Below are 19,199 nucleotides of genomic sequence, written 5' to 3' on the forward strand. Positions count from 1 at the left end.
ACCCTGGCGCGGTGGCCGTCCGGGCGCATTTTTCGCGTCCGTGAGGTTCGCCCCCGAGGGAAAACGTGCTGCGGAGCCGGTTTCTCGGGCATGAAACGCGTTGCGTAGGGCGTTTCCCGAGGGAAAAACGCAGGAGAGGGCTGTTTTTCGGGCTTGGGCGTGCTACCTACGCCCCACCGGCACTGGCTTAAAATCAAGCGAGGCCGCACAACGTCCCCTTCGGAGGGGAGGAGACTCAAGACGAATGGCTGCCAAGAAAGCTGCTGCGAAGAAGGCTCCCGCCGCCAAGAAGGCTGCTGCTGCCCCGAAGCGTAAGCCGAACGCGTCGTTCATGAAGGAGATGACTCCTTCCGCCGCCCTGGCCGAGATCGTCGGCAACAAGCCGCTGCCGCGCACCGAGGTCGTCAAGAAGCTCTGGGCGTACATCAAGAAGAACAACCTCCAGGACGCGAAGAACAAGCGGCAGATCAACGCCGACGACAAGCTCAAGCCCATCTTCGGCGGCAAGAAGAACGTCACCATGTTCGAGATGACCTCGCTGGTGAACAAGCAGCTGAGCTGAACCCGACGCCGGCCCGCCCGGCGGCTGCATCTCGAGGGCTCTCCGGTGGATTCCGGTGAGCCCTCTGCTTTTGTGGCGCGAGGCTCGTGGGAATCCGGGCCCTTGGAGCGTTGGCTGGAGGTCGGAAGCCGCTCTGGGTGCTGGCGCGGCGCGCGACGGCGCCCTACCTCTGGGCCCCATGCTCCGCGACGGATTGGAAGAAGAGGGGACGGCTCCCACGGGCTCGTCGGGTGCCACCTTGAGCGCCGAGGCCCTGGCCGAGGGCCTGTTCAAGCGGGTGAAGGACGCGCTGGTCGAGCGCCCCCGGACGCCGCTGTCCACCTACCGGGTGCAACTGCATCAGGGCTTCACCTTCCAGCAGGCGCGCGACGTGGTGCCGTTCCTGCGCCGCCTGGGCATCAGTGACTTGTACGCGTCCCCCTACCTCAAGGCGACGCCGGGCAGCACCCACGGCTACGACTGCGTGGACCACCAGCACCTCAACCCGGAGGTGGGCTCCACCGAGGACCACCAGGCCCTGTGCGCCACGCTGCAGGAGCACGGCCTGGGGCAGGTGCTGGACGTGGTGCCCAACCACATGGGCATCGAGCGCGGCAACCCGCTCTGGTTCGATGTGCTGGAGAACGGCCCGTCCTCCGTCTACGCCAAGTACTTCGACATCGACTGGTCGCCGGTGAAGGAGGAGCTGCGCGACAAGGTGCTGCTGCCGATACTCGGCGACCAGTACGGCGTGGTGCTGGAGAAGGGCGAGCTGAAGCTGTCCTTTCGCGACGGCGCCTTCTTCGTGAACTACTACGACCACCTGCTGCCGCTGGCGCCCCGGCAATACGGGCGCGTGCTGCGCCACGGGCTGGAGCGGCTGGAGGCGAAGCTGGGCGCGGAGTCCGAGCCCATGGTGGAGCTGCTCTCCATCCTCACCGCCATCGAGCACCTGCCGCTGCGCACGGAGGTGGAGCGCCCCCGCGTCGTGGAGCGCCACCGCGAGAAGGAGGTCATCAAGCGCCGGCTCGCCGCGGTGGTGGAGAAGAGCCCGGAGGTCGCCGCGTACATCGAGGACAACATCCGCGTCTTCAACGGCGAGCCGGGCAACCCGCGCTCGTTCGACCTGTTGGACCGGGTGCTGGCCTCGTGCAGCTACCGGCTGGCGCACTGGCGGGTGGCGGGGGAGGAGATCAACTACCGGCGCTTCTTCGACATCAACGGGCTGGCGGCCATCCGCGTGGAGGACCCGGAGGTGTTCCAGGAGGCGCACGCGCTGGTGTTCCGCTGGCTGCGCGACGGCTGCGTCACCGGGCTGCGCATCGACCATCCGGACGGCCTGTTCGACCCGACGGCGTACTTCCTGGACCTGCAGGAGCGCTACTTCGTGGAGCGCGCGCACGCGGTGTTCCTCCAGGACCTGGCCGGGGACGACACGCGCTGGCCGGGCGTGGAGGCGGCGCTCAGGGAGCGCTGGCGCGCGGAGGTGACGCAGTCTCCGGACAGCGTCCTGCGCAAGGCGCTGTACGTGGTGGTGGAGAAGATTCAGGGCGGCCGCGAGCGCATTCCGGAGGCGTGGGCGGTGCACGGCACCACCGGCTACCGCTTCGCCAACGCGGTGAGCGGCGTGTTCGTGCACCCCGCGGCCGAGCCGCACCTGACGGAGACGTACGAGCGGCTCACCGGGGAGAAGGGCGACTTCGCCGAGCTGGTCTACCAGAAGAAGCTGCTCATCATGCGCGTGTCCATGGCGAGTGAGATCAACGTGCTGGCGCACGAGCTCAACCGCATCTCGGAGATGAGCCGCAGGACGCGCGACTTCACGCTCAACTCGCTCAGGCGCGCGCTGGTGGAGTTCATCGCGCTGTTCCCCGTGTACCGCACGTACGTGGACGGCTGGCGGCCGGGGCTGGACGCGCGCGACGTGCAGTACGTGGAGTGGACCATCCAGCGCGCCAAGGAGCGCAACGCCACCACCAACGCGTCCATCTTCGACTTCCTGCGCGACATCCTTCTGCGCCAGTACCCGCCCCAGTCCGACGAGCGCGAGCGCGCCGTCATGCTGCGCTTCGCCATGAAGCTGCAGCAGGTGACGGGCCCCGTCATGGCCAAGGGCCTGGAGGACACCGTCTTCTACATCTACAACCGGCTGGTGAGCCTCAACGAGGTGGGCGGGGAGCCCGAGCGCTTCGGCACGCGCACCACCACCTTCCACCTGCGCAACCAGGAGCGCGCCGAGCACTGGCCCGCGAGCCAGCTCACCACCAGCACCCACGACACCAAGCGCAGCGAGGACGTGCGCGCGCGCATCAACGTGCTGACGGAGCTGCCCGAGGAGTGGCGCAAGCTCGCGCGCCGCTGGCTGCGGCTGACGGAGAAGTTCGCGCAGGCCCTGCCGTCCGGCGCGGCCCCCAGCGCCAACGACGTGTACCTGTTCCTGCAGACGCTCGTGGGCGCCTGGCCCATGGGGGAGGCGCTGTCGCCCGAGGCCCGGGCCGACTTCCACCGCCGGATGCGCGAGTACATGTCCAAGGCCATCAAGGAGGCCAAGGTCCGCACCTCGTGGACCAACCCGGACGGCGCCTATGACGACGCGGTGGCGGCCTTCGTGGACGCGTGCTTCGACGAGGAGAAGGGCGGGGGCTTCCTGCAGGAGGTGCGCGTCTTCAAGCGCCGCATCGAGCGCGCGGGGCAGCACAACGCCCTGGGGCAGCTGGTCCTCAAGCTCGCGTCGCCCGGCGTGGTGGACACGTACCAGGGCTGCGAGCTGTGGGATTTGTCCCTGGTGGACCCGGACAACCGGCGGCCGGTGGACTTCACCTTGCGCTCACGGCTCCTGGAGGAGCTGGACGCGCAGGCGCGAGAGGACGCGCCCGGGCTGTGCTCGCGGCTGGTGGCGGGCCTGGATGACGGGCGGGCCAAGCTCTTCCTCCTGGCCCACGGGCTGCGGCTGCGCCAGCGTCAGCAGGACCTGTTCCGGCGGGGCGGCTACCGGGCGCTGGAGCTGTCCGGGCCCCGCGCCCAGGCGGCGGTGGCCTTCGCGCGCGAGCTGGACGACGCGGGCGTGGTGGTGTGCGCGCCGCGTTACGTGCTGGAGGCCCTGGAGTCGCCCCAGGGGCTCTCCGGCGCCTATGCCGACACGTTCCTGGACCTTCCCGAGGCATATGCGGGCATGATGTTCCGCGATGTCTTCACCGGGCGACAGGTGCGGCCCGAGCGTGGTGCGGGTGGCGTGGTGCTGCCCCTCGCGCCGCTCCTGGAGCGGTTCCCGGTGGTGCTGCTGGAGAGGAGCACGGGATGAGGAGGGCCGAGGTGCTTCCAGGGAAGCCGTTCCCCCTGGGCGCCACGTATGACGGGCACGGGGTCAACTTCGCGGTGTTCAGCGAGCACGCGAAGAAGGTGGAGGTCTGCCTCTACGACGCACAGGAGCCCACGCGCGAGACGCGCCGCTTCCCGCTCCTGGAGACCACGCACCAGGTGTTCCACGGGTACGTGCCCGACCTGAAGCCGGGCACGCTGTACGGCCTGCGCGTGCACGGGCCGTTCGAGCCCAAGAAGGGCTTCCGCTTCAATCCGCACAAGCTGCTGGTGGACCCCTATGCCCGCGCCATCCACGGGCAGGTGGACTACCGCGCGCCCATCTATGGCCACGTCCAGGGCGGCAAGGACGAGGACCTGGTCCAGGACAAGCAGGACGACGCCGCGGGTGTGCCCAAGGCCGTGGTGCTCGAGGACACGTTCGACTGGGAGGGGGACACCCACCCGCGCGTGCCGTGGCACCAGACCGTCCTGTACGAGCTGCACGTCAAGGGCTTCACGAAGCTCAACCCCCGCGTGCCGGAGGCCCTGCGCGGCACCTACGCGGGCCTGGGGCACCCGGCCACCCTCGAGCACCTGAAGAAGGTGGGCGTCACCGCGGTGGAACTCCTGCCCATCCACCACATCGTCGACGAGCCGTTCCTCGTCGAGCGCGGACTCACCAACTACTGGGGCTACAGCACGCTGGGCTACTTCGCGCCGGACGCGCGCTACAGCGCCCCGGGAGGCCCGGGCTCCCAGGTGGACGAGTTCAAGGGGATGGTGAAGGCGCTGCACAAGGCGGGCATCGAGGTCATCCTCGACGTCGTCTACAACCACACCTGCGAGGGCAACCAGCTGGGGCCCACGCTGTCCTTCAAGGGCCTGGACAACGGCGCGTACTACCGGCTGACGGAGAAGGACCCGCGCTACTACCTGGACGTCACCGGCACGGGCAACTCGTGGAACGCCACGCATCCGTACGCGCTGAAGCTGGTCGCCGACAGCCTGCGCTACTGGGTGGAAGAGATGCACGTGGACGGGTTCCGCTTCGACCTGGCCACCACGCTGGGGCGCGACCGGCACGGCTACGACACCCGCGCGGCCTTCTTCCAGATCGTCCACCAGGACCCGGTGCTCAGCCGGGTGAAGCTCATCTCCGAGCCGTGGGACGTGGGCGACTTCGGCTACCAGGTGGGCAACTTCCCCGTCTTGTGGAGCGAGTGGAACGGCAAGTACCGCGACACCATCCGACGGTACTGGAAGGGCGATGACCGGCAGGCGGCGGAGATCGGCTACCGGCTCACGGGCAGCTCGGACCTGTACGCGCTGTCGGGCCGCAAGCCCTCCGCGAGCGTCAACTTCGTCACCGCGCACGACGGCTTCACGCTGCACGACCTGGTCACCTACAACGACAAGCACAACGAGGCCAACGGCGAGGACAACCGCGACGGCGGCAACGACAACCACTCCTGGAACTGCGGCGTGGAGGGCGAGACGGGCGACGTCAAAATCAACGCCCTGCGCGAGCAGCAGAAGCGCAACTTCCTGGCTACGCTCTTCCTGTCCCAGGGCGTGCCCATGCTGGTGGCCGGCGACGAGATGGGCCGCACCCAGAAGGGCAACAACAACGCCTACTGCCAGGACAACGCCCTGTCCTGGGTGAACTGGGAGCTCGACGACACCCAGCGCGCGCTGCTGGACTTCACCTGCCGGCTGACGCGCCTGCGCCGCGAGCAGCCCGTGCTGCGCAAGCGCCGCTTCTTCCGCGGCGCCCACATGTGGGACAGCGAGCTGAAGGACCTGGCGTGGTTCCGGCCGGACGGCAAGGAGATGCGCAAGGACGACTGGGAGAAGCCCTATGTGCGCTCGCTCGCCATCCTCCTGGGCGGGGACGCCATCGCCGCGCCGGACGACGAGGGCAACCGGATTGTCGGTGACACGCTGTTGGTGCTGATGAACGCCCACCACGAGCCCATCAGCTTCCTGCTGCCGGCGCTCGAGTGGGGCGCGGACTGGGAGCAGGTGGTGGACACATCCACGTCGGAGGAGTCCCAGCACGCCCACACACCGGCGGGTGGCAAGGTGCAGGTCGCGGGGCGTTCGTTGATGGTGCTGCGCCGGCCGTCGACGGAGTAGCGCCGCGGGCGGGGACGGTGGGCCGGGCCTCCAGGTGGGGGCCTGGGCGGTTACACGGAAGTGTCGACGCCCGGACGCGCCGCCGCTAGGGTGCGCCCGCCGTTCCTGAAACAGGATTCATACGTGAATACGCAAGTCGCGCTCTGGGTGGGCTTCAACCTCTTCGTCCTGGCGATGCTCGCCGTGGACCTCGGGCTGTTCCACCGCAAGGACCACGCGGTGACGCCCAAGGAAGCGGGCATCTGGACGCTGGTGTGGATCACCATCAGCCTGACGTTCTGCGGAGGCATCTGGTACTTCTCCGGCAGCACGCCCGCGCTCCAGTGGGTGACGGCGTATGTCGTGGAGTACTCGCTCTCCGTCGACAACCTGTTCGTCTTCCTGCTGGTGTTCAGCTACTTCCGGGTGGCGCCCGAGCACCAGCACCGGGTGCTGTTCTGGGGAATCCTGGGCGCGTTCGTCATGCGCGCGGTGCTCATCATCGCCGGCACGGCGCTGGTGTCGCGCTTCCACTGGCTCATCTACCTGTTCGGCGCCTTCCTGGTCTTCACCGCGCTGAAGATGCTCTTCTCCAAGGACGAGGAGATCGACCCGGAGCAGCAGGGCATCGTCAAGCTCGCGCGCCGGGTGCTGCCGGTGGCCCGCATGGGCGAAGGCAGCCGCTTCTTCGTCACCGAGGACGGCCGGCGCAAGGTGACGCCGCTGTTCATCGTGCTGCTGGTGGTGGAGGCCACGGACTTGCTCTTCGCCCTGGACTCCATCCCCGCGGTGCTGGGCATCAGCCAGGACGCGTTCATCGTCTACACGTCCAACGTGTGCGCGATTCTCGGCCTGCGCTCGCTGTTCTTCGTCGTGGCCAGCCTGATGGAGAAGTTCCACCTGCTGAAGCTGGGGCTGAGCGCCATCCTGGCCTTCGTGGGCGTGAAGATGCTCATCACGTTCTTCGACATCCACATCCACATCGGCCTGTCGCTGGGCGTGATTGGCGGCATCCTCCTGCTGGCCATCATCGCCTCGCTCATCTGGCCCAAGAGCCCGGAGCCCGGTCAGGACCGGGAGAGCGCCAAGACCTGAGCCCGGGGGCGGGGGGGCGCCGGGGTTTTGCTTGCAACCCGGGGGCCTTGCCTTCAAATGTGGAGGCATGTCTTCCAGCGCCACCACTGATGGCATCAAAATCACCGTGAAGCCGGCCTACTGGCCCGAGCGCAGCTCGCCCGAGTCGGGGCAGTACGCGTTCATGTACACGGTGGAAATCGTCAACGAGGGGGAGGCGCCCGCGCAGCTCAAGGCGCGGCACTGGGTCATCACGGATGCCTCCGGGAAGGTGGAGGAGGTGAAGGGGGAGGGCGTGGTGGGCCGCCAGCCCCGCGTGGCCCCGGGCGAGCGCTTCGAGTACACGAGCTGGGCGATGCTGCGCACGCCCTTCGGGACGATGCGCGGCAGCTACGACATGGAGCGCCCGGACGGCTCGCACTTCGATGCGCGCATCGCCGAGTTCGCCCTCACGCTGCCCAACGCCCTGCACTGATGAACACGCCCGCGAACAAGCGAGGGTTGCTGCTCGTCAACCTGGGCACGCCGGACGCGCCCCACAGCGGGCCGGTGCGGCGCTACCTGCGCGAGTTCCTGAGCGACCCGCGCGTGGTGGACATCCACCCGGTGGGGCGCTGGATGCTGCTCAACCTCATCATCCTGCCCACGCGGCCCGCCAAGAGCGCGGAGGCGTACCGCAAGGTGTGGATGCCGGAGGGCTCGCCGCTGCTCGTGTACAGCCGGGCGCTGGAGGTGGCGGTGCGCGAGAAGCTGGGCCACGAGTACGACGTGGCGCTGGCCATGCGCTACGGCAGCCCGTCCATCCCCGACACCGTGGCGGCCATGCGCGCGCGCGGCGTGTCGGACTTCACGGTGCTGCCGCTGTACCCGCAGGAGGCCACGTCCTCGTCGGCGTCGTCGCTGGCGCGCGTGTACGAGGTGCTCTCCAGCGGCTGGGACGTGCCCAACGTGCGCGCGGTTCCGGCCTTCCACGGGCACCCGTCGTTCCTGGACGCCTTCGCGGAGGTCGCGCGGCCGGTGATTGCCGAGGCCCGCGCGGACCACGTGCTCTTCAGCTATCACGGCGTGCCGGAGCGGCACGTGCGCAAGACGGACACGTCGGGCCAGCACTGCTTCGCGTCCGCAGGGTGCTGCGACGCGCTCACGGACGCCAACCGGCACTGCTACCGCGCCCAGTGCTTCGCCACCACGCGGGGGATTGTCGAGCGGCTGGGACTTCCCCAGGGCGGCTTCAGCGTGTCCTTCCAGTCTCGGCTGGGGCGCACGCCGTGGGTGAAGCCCTACACGGACCTGGTGCTGCCGGAGCTGGCGAAGCAGGGCGTGAAGCGGCTGGCGGTGATGTGCCCGTCCTTCGTCGCCGACTGCCTGGAGACGCTGGAGGAGGTGGGCATGCGCGCCCGCGAGCAGTTCGTCGAGGCGGGGGGCGAGTCGTTGACGCTCGTCCCCTCGCTCAACGCCCACCCGACGTGGGTGGACGCGGTGGTGCGGATGGTGCGCGAGTCCGACGGCGCGGCTACTGCTGGGGCTTCGCCGTGGCCGCGGGGGGCACCGACTCCCGCGCGGTGAGCTTGAGCTTCACCGTGCCGGGCGGCACCTGCAGGGCGTTGGTGGGAAAGGGCCCGCGCGAGGACGACGCGATGGTGCCCTCCCACGTGCGCCACCGGCCGGCCTTCACCAGGAACTCACCCTTGCCGGTGATGCGCACCTCGGCGCTGGCGTCCGTGGTGGGAGGGCCCGCGGACTCGTCGGCGGGCTCGGCGTCCTCCTCGGCCGGGTCGTCCGCGCGCGCGGGCACCGCGGGCGGGGCGCGGCGGCTGGTCACCTTGCCGGAGAGCTGCTCGAGCAGGTCGTACTCCAGCGTGGCCACCTGGTCGTCGCCCTCCTGGGTGAGCGCGGTGAGCTTCACGCGGTTGCGGCGCTCCGTCTTGGTGGTGGTGAACAGGGGACCCAGCGCGTCGTGCGTGAGCAGCTCCGTGCCCAGCGCCCAGGTGTCGTTGGGGCCCACGGGCGCGAGCGGCAGCTCCAGCACCAGCGCGGCGATGTTGCGGTTGATGCCCTGGAGGCCGTCGAGCACGAAGCCGCGCTCGCTCAGCGCGCCCGTGTCCTCGGTGGTGTCCTTGCCCTCGGGGAGCACGCGCAGGCGGTAGTCGCCGGAGTTGGTGCGCTCCAGCACGTAGGTGAAGCCGGTGGGGAAGGACGCGGCGGGGGCGGCGGCGCGCGGGGGAGCAGGCTCCTCCTTGCCCTTGCCCTTCTTGCCCTTGGCGGGCGTCTCCTCGGCGGCCTCCTGCGGCGCGGGGGCGGCGCCGGAGCGCTCCAGGTCCAGGTGGTAGGTGACGGGGGCGCTCGCGGCGAGCTTCCAGCGGAGGGTGACCTTGGACGGGTCCACCGGAGGCTGGGCGGCGGCGGTGGGCGCGGCTCCCGGGGCGGGGGCGTCCTTCAGGCCCGGAGGACGAGGAATGGGCTCGAGCTGGCCTCGGGGTTCTTCCTTGCAGGCGGACAACGACAGGGCGACGACCAGTCCGAACAGGCTTCGCATCACGCGGGGACGCTCCTCTGGGAGTACACGCGGGATATCGGAGCCCCACCCCTCATTCAAGTCCGTCACCCGGCCGCGTGTCCCCCGGCGCGCCCGGGTGGAGTCACGGTCCGAGCGGGCCTCTGGCCCTGGGGACGTGCCCTCGCGGCGCTGCTGGGGGCCGCGAGGGTTGTCCGGATGCGTCATCGGGGCTCGTGGGCGACGTAGAGGTCGACCTGCTCCTTCACCTTGTTGGCGAAGTCGGGGTTGAGGCGCTCCAGGATGGCCCACTCCAGGTCCAGGTTGCGGCGGATGTTGGCGCGAGCGGAGCGCGTCTGGAGTTCGGGTTCGGAGGCGATGAGCTCGGCGGGGGTGGCGTTGGGTTTGTCGTCGATGGTGGCGCTCGTCGTCTGGCGCAGGCCGAAGGGCAGCGCCTGTGTCCTGGCGAAGGTGGTGGCGGCCATCTCGTAGGCGCGCACGACGAAGCGCCCGTCCGCGCGGACGCGGCCCTCGACGTAGAGGCGCGACCAGCTGGAGCCCATGTCGTAGTTGCCGCTCACCTTCCACGGCGTCTGGAGGAAGTAGGGGTCGGTGCTGGGCAGCAGCGCGTAGCCGCGCTCCCCGAGCTCCGCCTCCGCGGCCTTCATCACCTGCATGGCGGGCAGGTCGTAGACGACGAGCCCGCTGGTCCGACCGAGCAGCGCCTTCTGAGGACTGCTGGCGCAGCCGGATGCGCACACGACCGCCACCAGGCCCGCGCAAACGGCGAGCCACCGTCTCGTCATCGTCATCGTCGCCTCGTTCCCGGGTGTGGCCGCGTGCGGAGGGAGACTCGCCTCATACGCGGGACGTCCTGAACAACGCGGAAGCGCGCGCGGCATATCGCGCGGCGCAGGCGGCGCGAGGTCGTCAGGCGCCAATCCTCGGATGTGCCAGGGGCTGCGCGGCGCAGGCGGCGCGAGGTTGTCAGGGGCCATGCCTCGGATGTGCCAGGCGCGGCGCAGGCGGTGCGAGGTCGTCAGGCGCCAATCCTCGGATGTGCCAGGGGCCGCGCGGCGCAGGCGGCGCGAGGTCGATTCAGACGCCCTGCCTCGGATGTGTCAGGGACCGCGCGGCTCGGGTGGTGCCACGATTCGAGCGTGCGCCAAGCCTCGGATGTGCCAGGGACCGCACGGCTCGGGTGGTGCCACGGTTCGAGCGTGCGCCAAGCCTCGGATGTGCCAGGGACCGCACGGCTCGGGTGGTGCCACGGTTCGAGCGTGCGCCCTGCCTCGTGAGTGACGTCAGTGCATGCACTTGCGCCGGCATGCTCGAGGGCCCGCAGGTCTGTGCCACGCTCATGTGCCGGACGCGCGTGCCGGCCGAGGTGGCCGAAGCGCTCAGTGATGGGGCGTGCGAGGCGCGGCGGCGCGCGCGAGCCTGTCGCGCACCGCGATGCCCAGGCCGCTGGCCGAGGGCAGACAGGCCACGAGCACGTCGTGTCCCTTCTCGTCCGCCTCGCGCAGCCTCGCGTACAACACGCGCGCCGCGCCCGCCGGGTCCTCCGGCACGTCGAAGCGCGGCACATCCCCTGGCAGCTCCAGCCCTCGCGGCCCGAGCACGCCGACGCTCAACCCCTGCTCCCTCAATGCACGCACGCGGGCCGCGGCCTCTGTGGGCTCCGCGAGCACCACGCCCGCGCGGGGCGCGTAGTGCGACTCCAGCGAGCCCGACACGCGGACCTTCGAGGCCACGCGCACCGGCACCGGATGCCCCAACACCCGCTCGATGGCCTCGGCCGACAGTCCGCCTGGCCGCAGGATGGCGGGCGAGCCGGAGCTCAAATCGACGATGGTGGACTCGACGCCCACGTCGCACGGTCCGCCATCCAACACGAGGTCCACGTCGCTCCCCAGGTCCACGCGCACGTGCTCCGCGGTGGTGGGGCTCACCCGTCCGAAGCGGTTCGCGCTCGGCGCCGCCACGCCGCCGCCCAGGGCCTTGAGCACCGCGAGCGCCACGGGGTGTCCGGGCACGCGCAGGGCCACCGTGTCCTGGCCTCCGGTGATGGCGTCCGTGGCGCGCGGCGTGCGCGGGAGCACCAGCGTGAGGGGCCCCGGCCAGAAGGCGTCCGCGAGGCGACGCGCGGCCTCGGGGGCCTCCCGGGCCCACGAGGTCAGGTGCTCGACACCCGCCAGGTGGACGATGAGCGGATGGGTGGCGGGGCGACCCTTGATGGCGAAGACACGACGCACGGCCAGCTCGTCCTCGGCGTTGGCCGCCAGGCCATACACCGTCTCCGTTGGCAGGGCGATGACACCACCACTGCGCAGCACTTCCACCGCGCGTTCGACGAGCTCCGGCTTTACCATGCGATGCCGCACTGTCGCGCCAGGAGGCGTCATGAGCAAGTCACTCGTCTTCGAAGCGCGCAGTCGGGCGCCCATCCCCGCGACGGAGCTGTTCGCCTGGCATGCCCGGGAAGGGGCGCTCGCACGGCTGACGCCCCCATGGGAGCGGATGGAACTGCTCGAGCGCACCGGCGACGGCATCCACACCGGCGCCCGCGTCGTCATGCGGATGCGCATGGGCCCCATCCCCCGACGCTGGGTGGCCGAGCACACCGCGTACGTCGAGGGCTCCCTCTTCCAGGACACGCAGGTGTCCGGCCCCTTCTCGAAGTGGGTCCACACCCATCGCATGTGGCCCGAGCCCGCCACCCACTCCTCCATCCTCGAGGACGAAATCGAGTACGTCCTGCCCATGGGCCCGCCAGGCCGGCTCCTCGGAGGCGGCTTCGCGCGCCACACCCTGGAGCGGATGTTCGCCTATCGCCACCGGGTGACGCTCACGGACGCGCGACGCCACGCCGCGTTCGCGGACCAGGGCCCGCTGCGCGTGGCCGTCACCGGCGCGTCGGGGCTCATCGGCTCGGCGCTCCTGCCGCTGCTCACCACCGGAGGCCACCAGGTCCAGCGACTGGTGCGAGGGCGGGCGGACGCCTCGCGGCACGAGGTGGCGTGGGCGCCGGACAAGGGACAGGTGGACACCGACGCGCTGGAGGGCGTGGACGCGGTGGTGCACCTGGCGGGAGCCAATGTCGCCGGCAAGCGCTGGTCCCCCGAGTACAAGGACGCCATCCTCAAGAGCCGCTCCGAGGGCACGCTCACGCTGGCCGAGGCGCTGGCGAAGATGAAGAAGAAGCCCCGCGTGCTGGTGTGCGCGGCCGGCAGCGGCATCTACGGCGACCGGGGTGACGAGCCGCTCACCGAGGAGAGCGCGCCGGGCACGGGCTTCCTCGCGGACGTGTGCCGCGTCTGGGAGGCCGCCACCGCGCCCGCCGAGGCCGCGGGCATCCGCGTGGTGCACCTGCGCATCGGCCCGGTGCTGGACGCGCGGGATGGCGCGCTGGCGAAGATGCTGCCCGCGTTCCTCGCGGGCGGCGGTGGGCCCATCGGCTCGGGGCGCCAGTGGATGGGCTGGGTGTCGATGGAGGACATCCTGGGGCTCATCCACTTCAGCCTCTTCACCCCGGCGGCCCGGGGGCCCATCAACGCCGTGGCGCCGGGCGCGGTGCGGCAGGCGGACTTCGCCCGGACGCTCGGCCGGGTGCTGCGGCGGCCCGCCTTCCTGCCCATGCCCGCGGCCGTCATCAGGACGCTCTTCGGACAGATGGGGCAGGAGGCCCTGCTGTCGGGTGCCCGGGTGCTCCCCAACGCCGCCGAGCGGCTCGGCTACGCGTTCCTCTTCCCGGAGCTGGAGGGGGCGCTGCGCTTCACGCTCGGCCGCACCACGGCGGGCCCGGAGTTCCGCCATGGCTGAGCGGTTCGAGGCTTGACAATCCCCCCTGGGGGGACTGATGGAATGGCCCCCTATGATTCAGGTCGAAGGGCTGACCAAGTACTACGGTGAGCACGCGGCCATCCGGGACCTGGCCTTCACCATCGGCCAGGGAGAGGTCATCGGCTTCCTCGGCCTCAATGGCGCGGGCAAGTCGACGACGCTGAAGGTCCTGGGGTGCGTGCTGTTGCCAACCGCCGGCCGCGTCGTCATCGACGGCCATGACGTGGTGAGCAACGCCCACGAGGTGCGCCAGCGCATCGGCTACCTCCCGGACGTGCCGCCGCTCTACGAGGAGATGACGGTGGGCGAGTACCTGGCCTACGTCGCGCAGCTGCGCGGCGTGACGGCCAGGGACACCCCCGCGCGCGTGGGCGAGGCCGAGGAGAAGACAGGGCTTCGCGAGGTGGACGGCGAGCTCATCTCCACGCTCAGCCACGGCTACCGTCAGCGCGTGGGCGTGGCACAGGCGCTGGTGCACAAGCCCGCGCTGCTCATCCTCGACGAGCCGACGAGCGGCCTGGACCCGCGGCAGATCGTGGAGATGCGCGACGTCATCCGCGGCCTCAAGGGCACGCACACGGTGCTGGTCTCCAGCCACATCCTCCCGGAGATCTCCCAGACGTGTGACCGGCTGCTCATCATCCACAAGGGCACGCTGGTGGCGCAGGGGACGGAGGAGGAGCTGGGCCGGAAGATGGGCGGCGGAGGCTCCGTCGAGGTGGAGGTGCGGGGCGACTCCGCGCGCGCCGTCGAGGTGCTGCGGCCCTTCGGCGAGGTGGAGGTGGGCAGCGCCCGCGACGGGCTGGTGGCGCTGACGCTGCGCGCGTCGCCGGACGTGCGGCCGCGCGTGGCGCAGGCGGTGGTGGGGGCGGGGTTGGAGCTGCTGCGACTGGACGTGGGCGCGGGACACCTGGAGTCCATCTTCCTCAAGCTGACGCATGGTCAGGAGGTGCGCGCGTGAAGGCGCTGCTCATCGCCCGCCGCGAGCTGTCCGGCTACCTGCGCACGCTCAGCGGCTACGTCGTCATCGCGGTCATCCTCGCGTTGAACGGCCTGTTCTTCAACGCGTACGCCCTGGGCGGCGCGAGCAAGCGCTCCGCCGAGGTGCTCTCGCAGTTCTTCTATTACTCGAGCGGCTTCACCATCGTCGCCTCGGTGTTCATCTCCATGCGCCTGCTCGCCGAGGAGCGACAGACGGGCACGCTGCCCCTCTTGTACTCCTCGCCGCTGCGCGACAGGGACATCGTGCTGGGCAAGTTCCTGGCGGGCTTCGCGTTCCTGGCGCTGTACGTGCTGTGCACGCTGTACATGCCGGTGCTGGTGCTGGTGAACGGCAAGGTGTCCTGGGGCCACGTGGGCGCCGGCTACCTGGGGTTGCTGCTCCTGGGCAGCGCGTCCCTGGCGGTGGGCACGTTCGGCTCGGCGCTGGCGAAGAACCAGCTGCTCGCGGCGATTACGTCCGCGGTGATGCTGGTGGCGCTCATCCTCTGCTGGTTGCTCGCGCGAATCACGGAGCAGCCGCTGGCGGACGTGTTCAGCGCGATGTCGCTGTGGAACCAGCACTTCCCGCCGTTCCAATCGGGGCTCGTGCACGTGCGTGACGTCGTCTACTACCTGGTGGTCACCTACGTGGCGCTGTTCGCGGCCACGCGGGTGCTCGAGGCGCGGAGGTGGCGATGAGCGCGCGCACTTCGGGGAGCGGGCTCATGGCGACGCTGGCCTTCGTGGCGGGCCTGCTGGCCGTCTTCATCGGCGAGCGCATCCTGGGCGTGGGGACGGGCCGCGGGCTCTTCTCCGGGCTCGGCGTGGCGCTGGCGGTGGGCGCGACGGCGTGGCGGTTCGTGGGCTCGCGCGGCGCGAGCCTCGACCGTCGCCGCGTGGATGGCTGGGTGCTGGGCCTGTACGGGCTGGGGCTTCTGGCGCTGGGGCTCTACTTCCTCCAGTCGGACCTGGGCCTGTCCCTGTTCGACGCCCCCCTGTCGCAGAAGGCGCCGAAGCTGGCGGTGATGCTGGCGGCGCTGTTCCCCGCGCTGCTCGCGTGCTGCCTGGTGCCGCTGGCGCTGGTGGAGGTCGCGACGCAGGCCATGGCGCGCGCGCCGGTGATGGAGACGGGCCGGGCCCGCAGCGCGCTGTACTCGGGGCTGGGGCTGTCCTTCGTGCTCGTGTTCGCGTTCGCCACCATGTACGTCGTCACGCAGGCGAACACGACCTGGGACCTGTCGTACTTCCGCACGGCGAAGCCCGGGGACTCCACGCGCAAGGTGGTGCGCGGGCTCAACGAGCCGCTCCAGGTCATGCTCTTCTTCCCGCCCGCGAACGAGGTGGGCGAGGCGGTGGGGCAGTACTTCCGCGACCTGTCGGTGGAGAGCCCGGGGCTGCTCAGCGTGGAGCGGCTGGACCAGGCGGTGGAGCCCGCGCGCGCGAAGACGCTCGGCGTGCACAACAACGGCACCATCGTCCTGGCGCGCGGTGAGCGCAAGGAGCCCTTCACGGTGGGCCTGGAGCTGGACCGCGCGCGGGGACAGTTGCAGCGGCTGGACCAGGAGGTGCAGCGGCGCCTCTTGACGGTGGCCAGGCCCCGCCGCGTCGTCTACTTCACCGCGGGCCATGGCGAGCGCGCGGAGACGCGGCCGGTGCCCGGGGAGATGCCGAAGCCGTCCGTGGCGCAGCTCAAGGAGTTGCTGCGCGCGCAGAACGTGGACGTGCGTCCGCTGGGCGTCGCGGAGGGACTGGGCCGCGAGGTGCCTGGGGACGCGGCGGCGCTGGTGGTGATGGGCGCCACGCGCGACTTCCTCCCCGAGGAGCTCACCGCGGTGCGCGAGTACCTGTCACGGGGCGGTCGGCTGTGGATGGCGCTGGAGCCGGAGGGCCCCAGCTTCGAGGCGCTGCTCGCGCCCATGGGGCTGAAGTACCTCGGCACGCCGCTGGCGAACGACCAGGTGTACTTCCGTACCGCCCGTCAGCAGAGCGACCGTGGCAACCTGGGCACGGCGAGCTTCAGCTCGCACCCGTCCGTCACGTCGCTGTCCGCGATGGCGGGCCAGTCCCCCGTGGCCTTCCTGGGCGCGGGCGCGCTGGACCAGCTCCAGCCGCTGCCCAACGGCGTCATGCACGACATCTCCGTGCGCGCGCATGGGGCCACCTTCGCGGACGCCAACGGCAACTTCAGCCCGGACCCGGGCGAGATGCGCCGCACCTGGCCGCTGGTGGTGGCTGTGGAGGAGCCCGCCGCCAAGGGCAAGGAGCCGATGCGCGCGGTGGTGATGGCGGACGCGGACGTGGTGAGCGACGTGGTGCTGCCCAACATGGGCAACGCGTACCTCGCGGTGGACACCCTGCGGTGGCTGACGGGCGAAGAGGCCGTCGCCGGCGCGGTGTCGTCGGAGGAGGACGTGCCCATCCAGCACACCCGCGAGCAGGACGTGGCGTGGTTCTACGCCACCGTGTTCCTGGCGCCGGCGCTGGTGCTGGCCGTGGGCTTCGTGACGACGCGGCGGCGGGGCCGCCGTGCTCCGCGCGCCAGCGTGGCGGCGGGAGGTGAGCAATGAAGGCCCGGGACCTGGCCCTGCAGGGCGCCCTCGCGGTGGTGGCGCTGGTGGCCGCCTACCTGGTGTGGCAGCGCGCTCCGGCGGGCGCCCCTGGTGACGTGACGGTGGTGGAGCTGCCGGCGCGCGCGCTGGACAAGGTGCGCTACGAGGACGAGGCGCGCTACGTGGAGCTGTACCGCGACGCGCGGGACCGGGACGCGCTCTGGGTCCGCCTGGGCTTCAAGCCCGCGAAGCCGCTGCCCCCGGTGGAGGGTGTCGCCGACGCGTCCGCCGACGGTGGCACGTCCGTGGATGGCGGCGCCGGCGCGGCGCTGGCACAGGGGGCGGCCGACGCGGGGACGCAGCCCTCGGCGCAGCCGCCTCCGCCTCCTCGCGACATGCGGGCCAACGAGGTCGCCCAGAAGCTCTATCCGCGCTTCGCTCCGCTGCGTGCCACGCGCTCGTTGGGCGTGCTCGACGAGAAGAAGCTGGCGGAGGTGGGGCTGACGGGCTCGCAGCGCAAGCTGACGCTGACGTTGGGTGGCAGGACGGAGTCGTTCACGCTCGCGTCGATGACGGGCGGGTGGGGGACGCCGTACCTGCGCCGTGACTCGGACGGACAGGTGTTCCTGCTCGGCCCCGCGTTGCTGCCGGACCTGGAGAACGCGACGACGCGCCTGGTCGACCGGCGGCTGCATGTCTTCGACCTGGGCGAGTTCGACTCGGTGGTCATCTCGTCGGGCGGCTCGTCGCGCGCGTTCGTGGCGAGCGGCAAGGCGCCCAACCCGGTGACGCTTTCGCCGGAGGAGTCGCCGGACAAGCCCGACGAGTTCACCCGCAACTGGCATGACCGCGTTTGGCGGCTGGTGCCGTTGGACCTGCTGGGCCGCGACGAGCAGCCTCCGGGGGGCGAGCCGAAGGAGTCCTTCCGCGTGGAGTACCGGCGCGGCGGCAAGCCGGTGGGCGAGCTGACGGTGGCGCGCGCGACGGATGGCTTCTACGCGCGCACCGAGCACACGCCAGGGTGGGTCCGGCTGCACGCGGGCGTGGACCCGCTGGCCGCCGAGGCCGCGCGGGTGACGACGCCGGTGTCCTCAGCCGGCGGTCCGTGACCCCCGGGGCTCCGGGGCGTCGGCGCGGCCCAGTCGCACGTCGACGAAGCTGTACGGCGCCCAGGGGCCGGTGAAGCGGAAGGTGTAGAGGTCCGAGCGCGCCGCGAGCATCCGGACCTTCGCCTCGAAGGCGGGGCCGTCGCGCCGGGCGACGAGGAAGGCCGCGTTGAGCAGCATGCGCTCGCCCACGGGCGCGTCGGTGCGAGACGCCGCCGCCAGCGGGCGCAGGCCCTCCAGCATGGCCGCCATGTCCAGCGCGGCGCGCAGCTCCACCGCGCGCCCCAGTCGCTGCTCGTGCTCGGCCTCCGACTCGTCCCCGCGCCGACGCAGCGCCTCGTCCTCCAGCTCCATGCGTCGGTTCAGGTGCTCGCGGTGGTAGAGCACCTTGAGCCCCAGCTCCACCTTGCCCTCCAGCGCGGTGAGCACGGAGGTGAGCGCCTCCTGCGTGGAGCGCAGCATGGCGCGCACGTCGGCCTCCGAGCCCAGCACGGTGCCGAAGGCCACGGGCAGCAGCGTGTGCTCGCGCAGCACCACCTCGGCGGCGCGCTGGTGCGCCAGCAGATGGGCCCGCGTCGGGTCCACCCTGCGCGAAGGCGTGGAGGACACCAGCGCGGCCAGCCCCCCCTCGCGCACGGCGCGCACGTGGCAGGGCGGCATGCCCAGGCCGATGGGACCGAAGTCCAGCGGGCCGTCGGCGCGCACCACGCCGTAGAGATACTGGGGCCCCGCGAGCTCCTCGGCCGTGGGCGCTTCCGGCTGGGGGCGAGCGCTCTTGCCCTGAGGGTCGGCCGGCACCGCCCGAGTGCTTGGGGCTGCGGACCGCATGGGGCGAGGGCTGTCGCCGCCTCGCGCGGGAGCGGCCTCACTCAGGATGACGGCCCCCCCGGTGCTCTCGAGCAGCGCTACGTCCCGCGAACCGTCGGGTGTCACACCGACGATGTGGCTCTCGGGCATCACCTGGGGCGGGACGTCGGGCGTCAGCGTGTCCGAGCTGGTGTGGGCAGTCCTGCTCCCGCGAGCGAGCGCTGCCTCCCCCAAGGCCGTATTGTCATCCGCGCCGCGACTCGCGGGTGTCAGCCTCCGTGTGGACGCAGCCTTGCTCCCGCGTGAGGGCACCAGCTCCGGAGAGACATCGGACGTGGGCGTCACCTCTCGCGTGACAGCGGCCTTGCTCCCACGGGACAGCGTCGTCG

Annotated in this window: 15 protein-coding genes; 11 read left to right on the forward strand and 4 right to left on the reverse strand. The window is 71.0% G+C overall.

The window, feature by feature from the left end; all coding sequences use genetic code 11:
- The first annotated feature begins 244 nt into the window (after positions 1-244).
- From AC6JA9_RS09205 to hemH, 6 genes are all read left to right on the forward strand, one after another.
- Positions 245-562 carry an SWIB/MDM2 domain-containing protein gene (locus AC6JA9_RS09205; protein WP_223747815.1) on the forward strand — a complete coding sequence of 106 codons (318 nt, stop codon included), beginning with the start codon at positions 245-247 and terminating at the stop codon, positions 560-562.
- 178 nt (positions 563-740) lie between these two features.
- Complete coding sequence (gene treY, locus AC6JA9_RS09210) at positions 741-3,842, forward strand: malto-oligosyltrehalose synthase (protein WP_483577198.1); 3,102 nt, start codon at positions 741-743, stop codon at positions 3,840-3,842.
- On the forward strand, positions 3,839-5,977 hold the full coding sequence (glgX, locus tag AC6JA9_RS09215; RefSeq protein ID WP_223747817.1) for a glycogen debranching protein GlgX: 2,139 nt from the start codon (positions 3,839-3,841) through the stop codon (positions 5,975-5,977). The genes treY and glgX overlap by 4 nt, the downstream gene beginning before the upstream one ends.
- Before the next feature lie 123 nt (positions 5,978-6,100).
- The gene (locus AC6JA9_RS09220) at positions 6,101-7,051 is read left to right on the forward strand and encodes a TerC family protein (RefSeq protein ID WP_223747818.1); all 951 of its coding nucleotides are present in this window, start codon (positions 6,101-6,103) and stop codon (positions 7,049-7,051) included.
- A 67-nt stretch (positions 7,052-7,118) separates the two neighbouring features.
- Entirely contained in the window at positions 7,119-7,505 is a 387-nt protein-coding gene (gene apaG / locus AC6JA9_RS09225; RefSeq protein WP_223747819.1) for a Co2+/Mg2+ efflux facilitator ApaG/CorD, read from the forward strand.
- A complete protein-coding gene (hemH, locus tag AC6JA9_RS09230) occupies positions 7,505-8,596 on the forward strand; it encodes a ferrochelatase (RefSeq protein ID WP_223747820.1) in 1,092 nt (363 codons plus the stop codon). The genes apaG and hemH overlap by 1 nt, the downstream gene beginning before the upstream one ends.
- Here hemH and AC6JA9_RS09235 read toward each other — a convergent pair.
- The 3 genes from AC6JA9_RS09235 to AC6JA9_RS09245 all read right to left on the reverse strand — a co-directional run bounded on the left by AC6JA9_RS09235 (position 8,544) and on the right by AC6JA9_RS09245 (position 11,896).
- Positions 8,544-9,566, reverse strand: a complete 1,023-nt coding sequence (locus AC6JA9_RS09235) for a hypothetical protein (RefSeq protein ID WP_223747821.1) — start codon at positions 9,564-9,566, stop codon at positions 8,544-8,546. The genes hemH and AC6JA9_RS09235 overlap by 53 nt on opposite strands.
- A gap of 182 nt (positions 9,567-9,748) precedes the next feature.
- Positions 9,749-10,336 carry a hypothetical protein gene (locus tag AC6JA9_RS09240; RefSeq protein ID WP_223747822.1) on the reverse strand — a complete coding sequence of 196 codons (588 nt, stop codon included), beginning with the start codon at positions 10,334-10,336 and terminating at the stop codon, positions 9,749-9,751.
- 588 nt (positions 10,337-10,924) lie between these two features.
- A complete protein-coding gene (locus AC6JA9_RS09245; RefSeq protein WP_426747791.1) occupies positions 10,925-11,896 on the reverse strand; it encodes an L-threonylcarbamoyladenylate synthase in 972 nt (323 codons plus the stop codon).
- Positions 11,897-11,927: 31 nt separating this feature from the next.
- Here AC6JA9_RS09245 and AC6JA9_RS09250 point away from each other — a divergent pair, with 31 nt between their 5' ends.
- From AC6JA9_RS09250 to AC6JA9_RS09270, 5 genes are read left to right on the forward strand one after another with little or no spacing between them, the layout of a single operon-like run.
- Complete coding sequence (locus AC6JA9_RS09250; RefSeq protein ID WP_267697569.1) at positions 11,928-13,346, forward strand: TIGR01777 family oxidoreductase; 1,419 nt, start codon at positions 11,928-11,930, stop codon at positions 13,344-13,346.
- A 52-nt stretch (positions 13,347-13,398) separates the two neighbouring features.
- Positions 13,399-14,328, forward strand: a complete 930-nt coding sequence (locus tag AC6JA9_RS09255) for an ABC transporter ATP-binding protein (RefSeq protein WP_141329344.1) — start codon at positions 13,399-13,401, stop codon at positions 14,326-14,328.
- Positions 14,325-15,047 carry an ABC transporter permease gene (locus AC6JA9_RS09260; protein WP_141329342.1) on the forward strand — a complete coding sequence of 241 codons (723 nt, stop codon included), beginning with the start codon at positions 14,325-14,327 and terminating at the stop codon, positions 15,045-15,047. The genes AC6JA9_RS09255 and AC6JA9_RS09260 overlap by 4 nt, the downstream gene beginning before the upstream one ends.
- Positions 15,044-16,915 (forward strand): motility-associated ABC transporter substrate-binding family protein, encoded by a 1,872-nt coding sequence (locus AC6JA9_RS09265; protein ID WP_223747825.1) that lies wholly within the window; start codon positions 15,044-15,046, stop codon positions 16,913-16,915. Before AC6JA9_RS09260 ends, AC6JA9_RS09265 begins: the two co-directional genes overlap by 4 nt.
- Positions 16,912-18,006 carry a hypothetical protein gene (locus tag AC6JA9_RS09270; RefSeq protein WP_223747826.1) on the forward strand — a complete coding sequence of 365 codons (1,095 nt, stop codon included), beginning with the start codon at positions 16,912-16,914 and terminating at the stop codon, positions 18,004-18,006. Before AC6JA9_RS09265 ends, AC6JA9_RS09270 begins: the two co-directional genes overlap by 4 nt.
- Here AC6JA9_RS09270 and AC6JA9_RS09275 read toward each other — a convergent pair.
- Positions 17,989-18,801: a GvpL/GvpF family gas vesicle protein gene (locus AC6JA9_RS09275; RefSeq protein ID WP_497959517.1), complete on the reverse strand. Its 813-nt coding sequence runs from the start codon at positions 18,799-18,801 to the stop codon at positions 17,989-17,991. The genes AC6JA9_RS09270 and AC6JA9_RS09275 overlap by 18 nt on opposite strands.
- Between the last annotated feature and the right edge of the window lie 398 nt (positions 18,802-19,199).

Source organism: Myxococcus sp. MH1 (assembly GCF_059738865.1).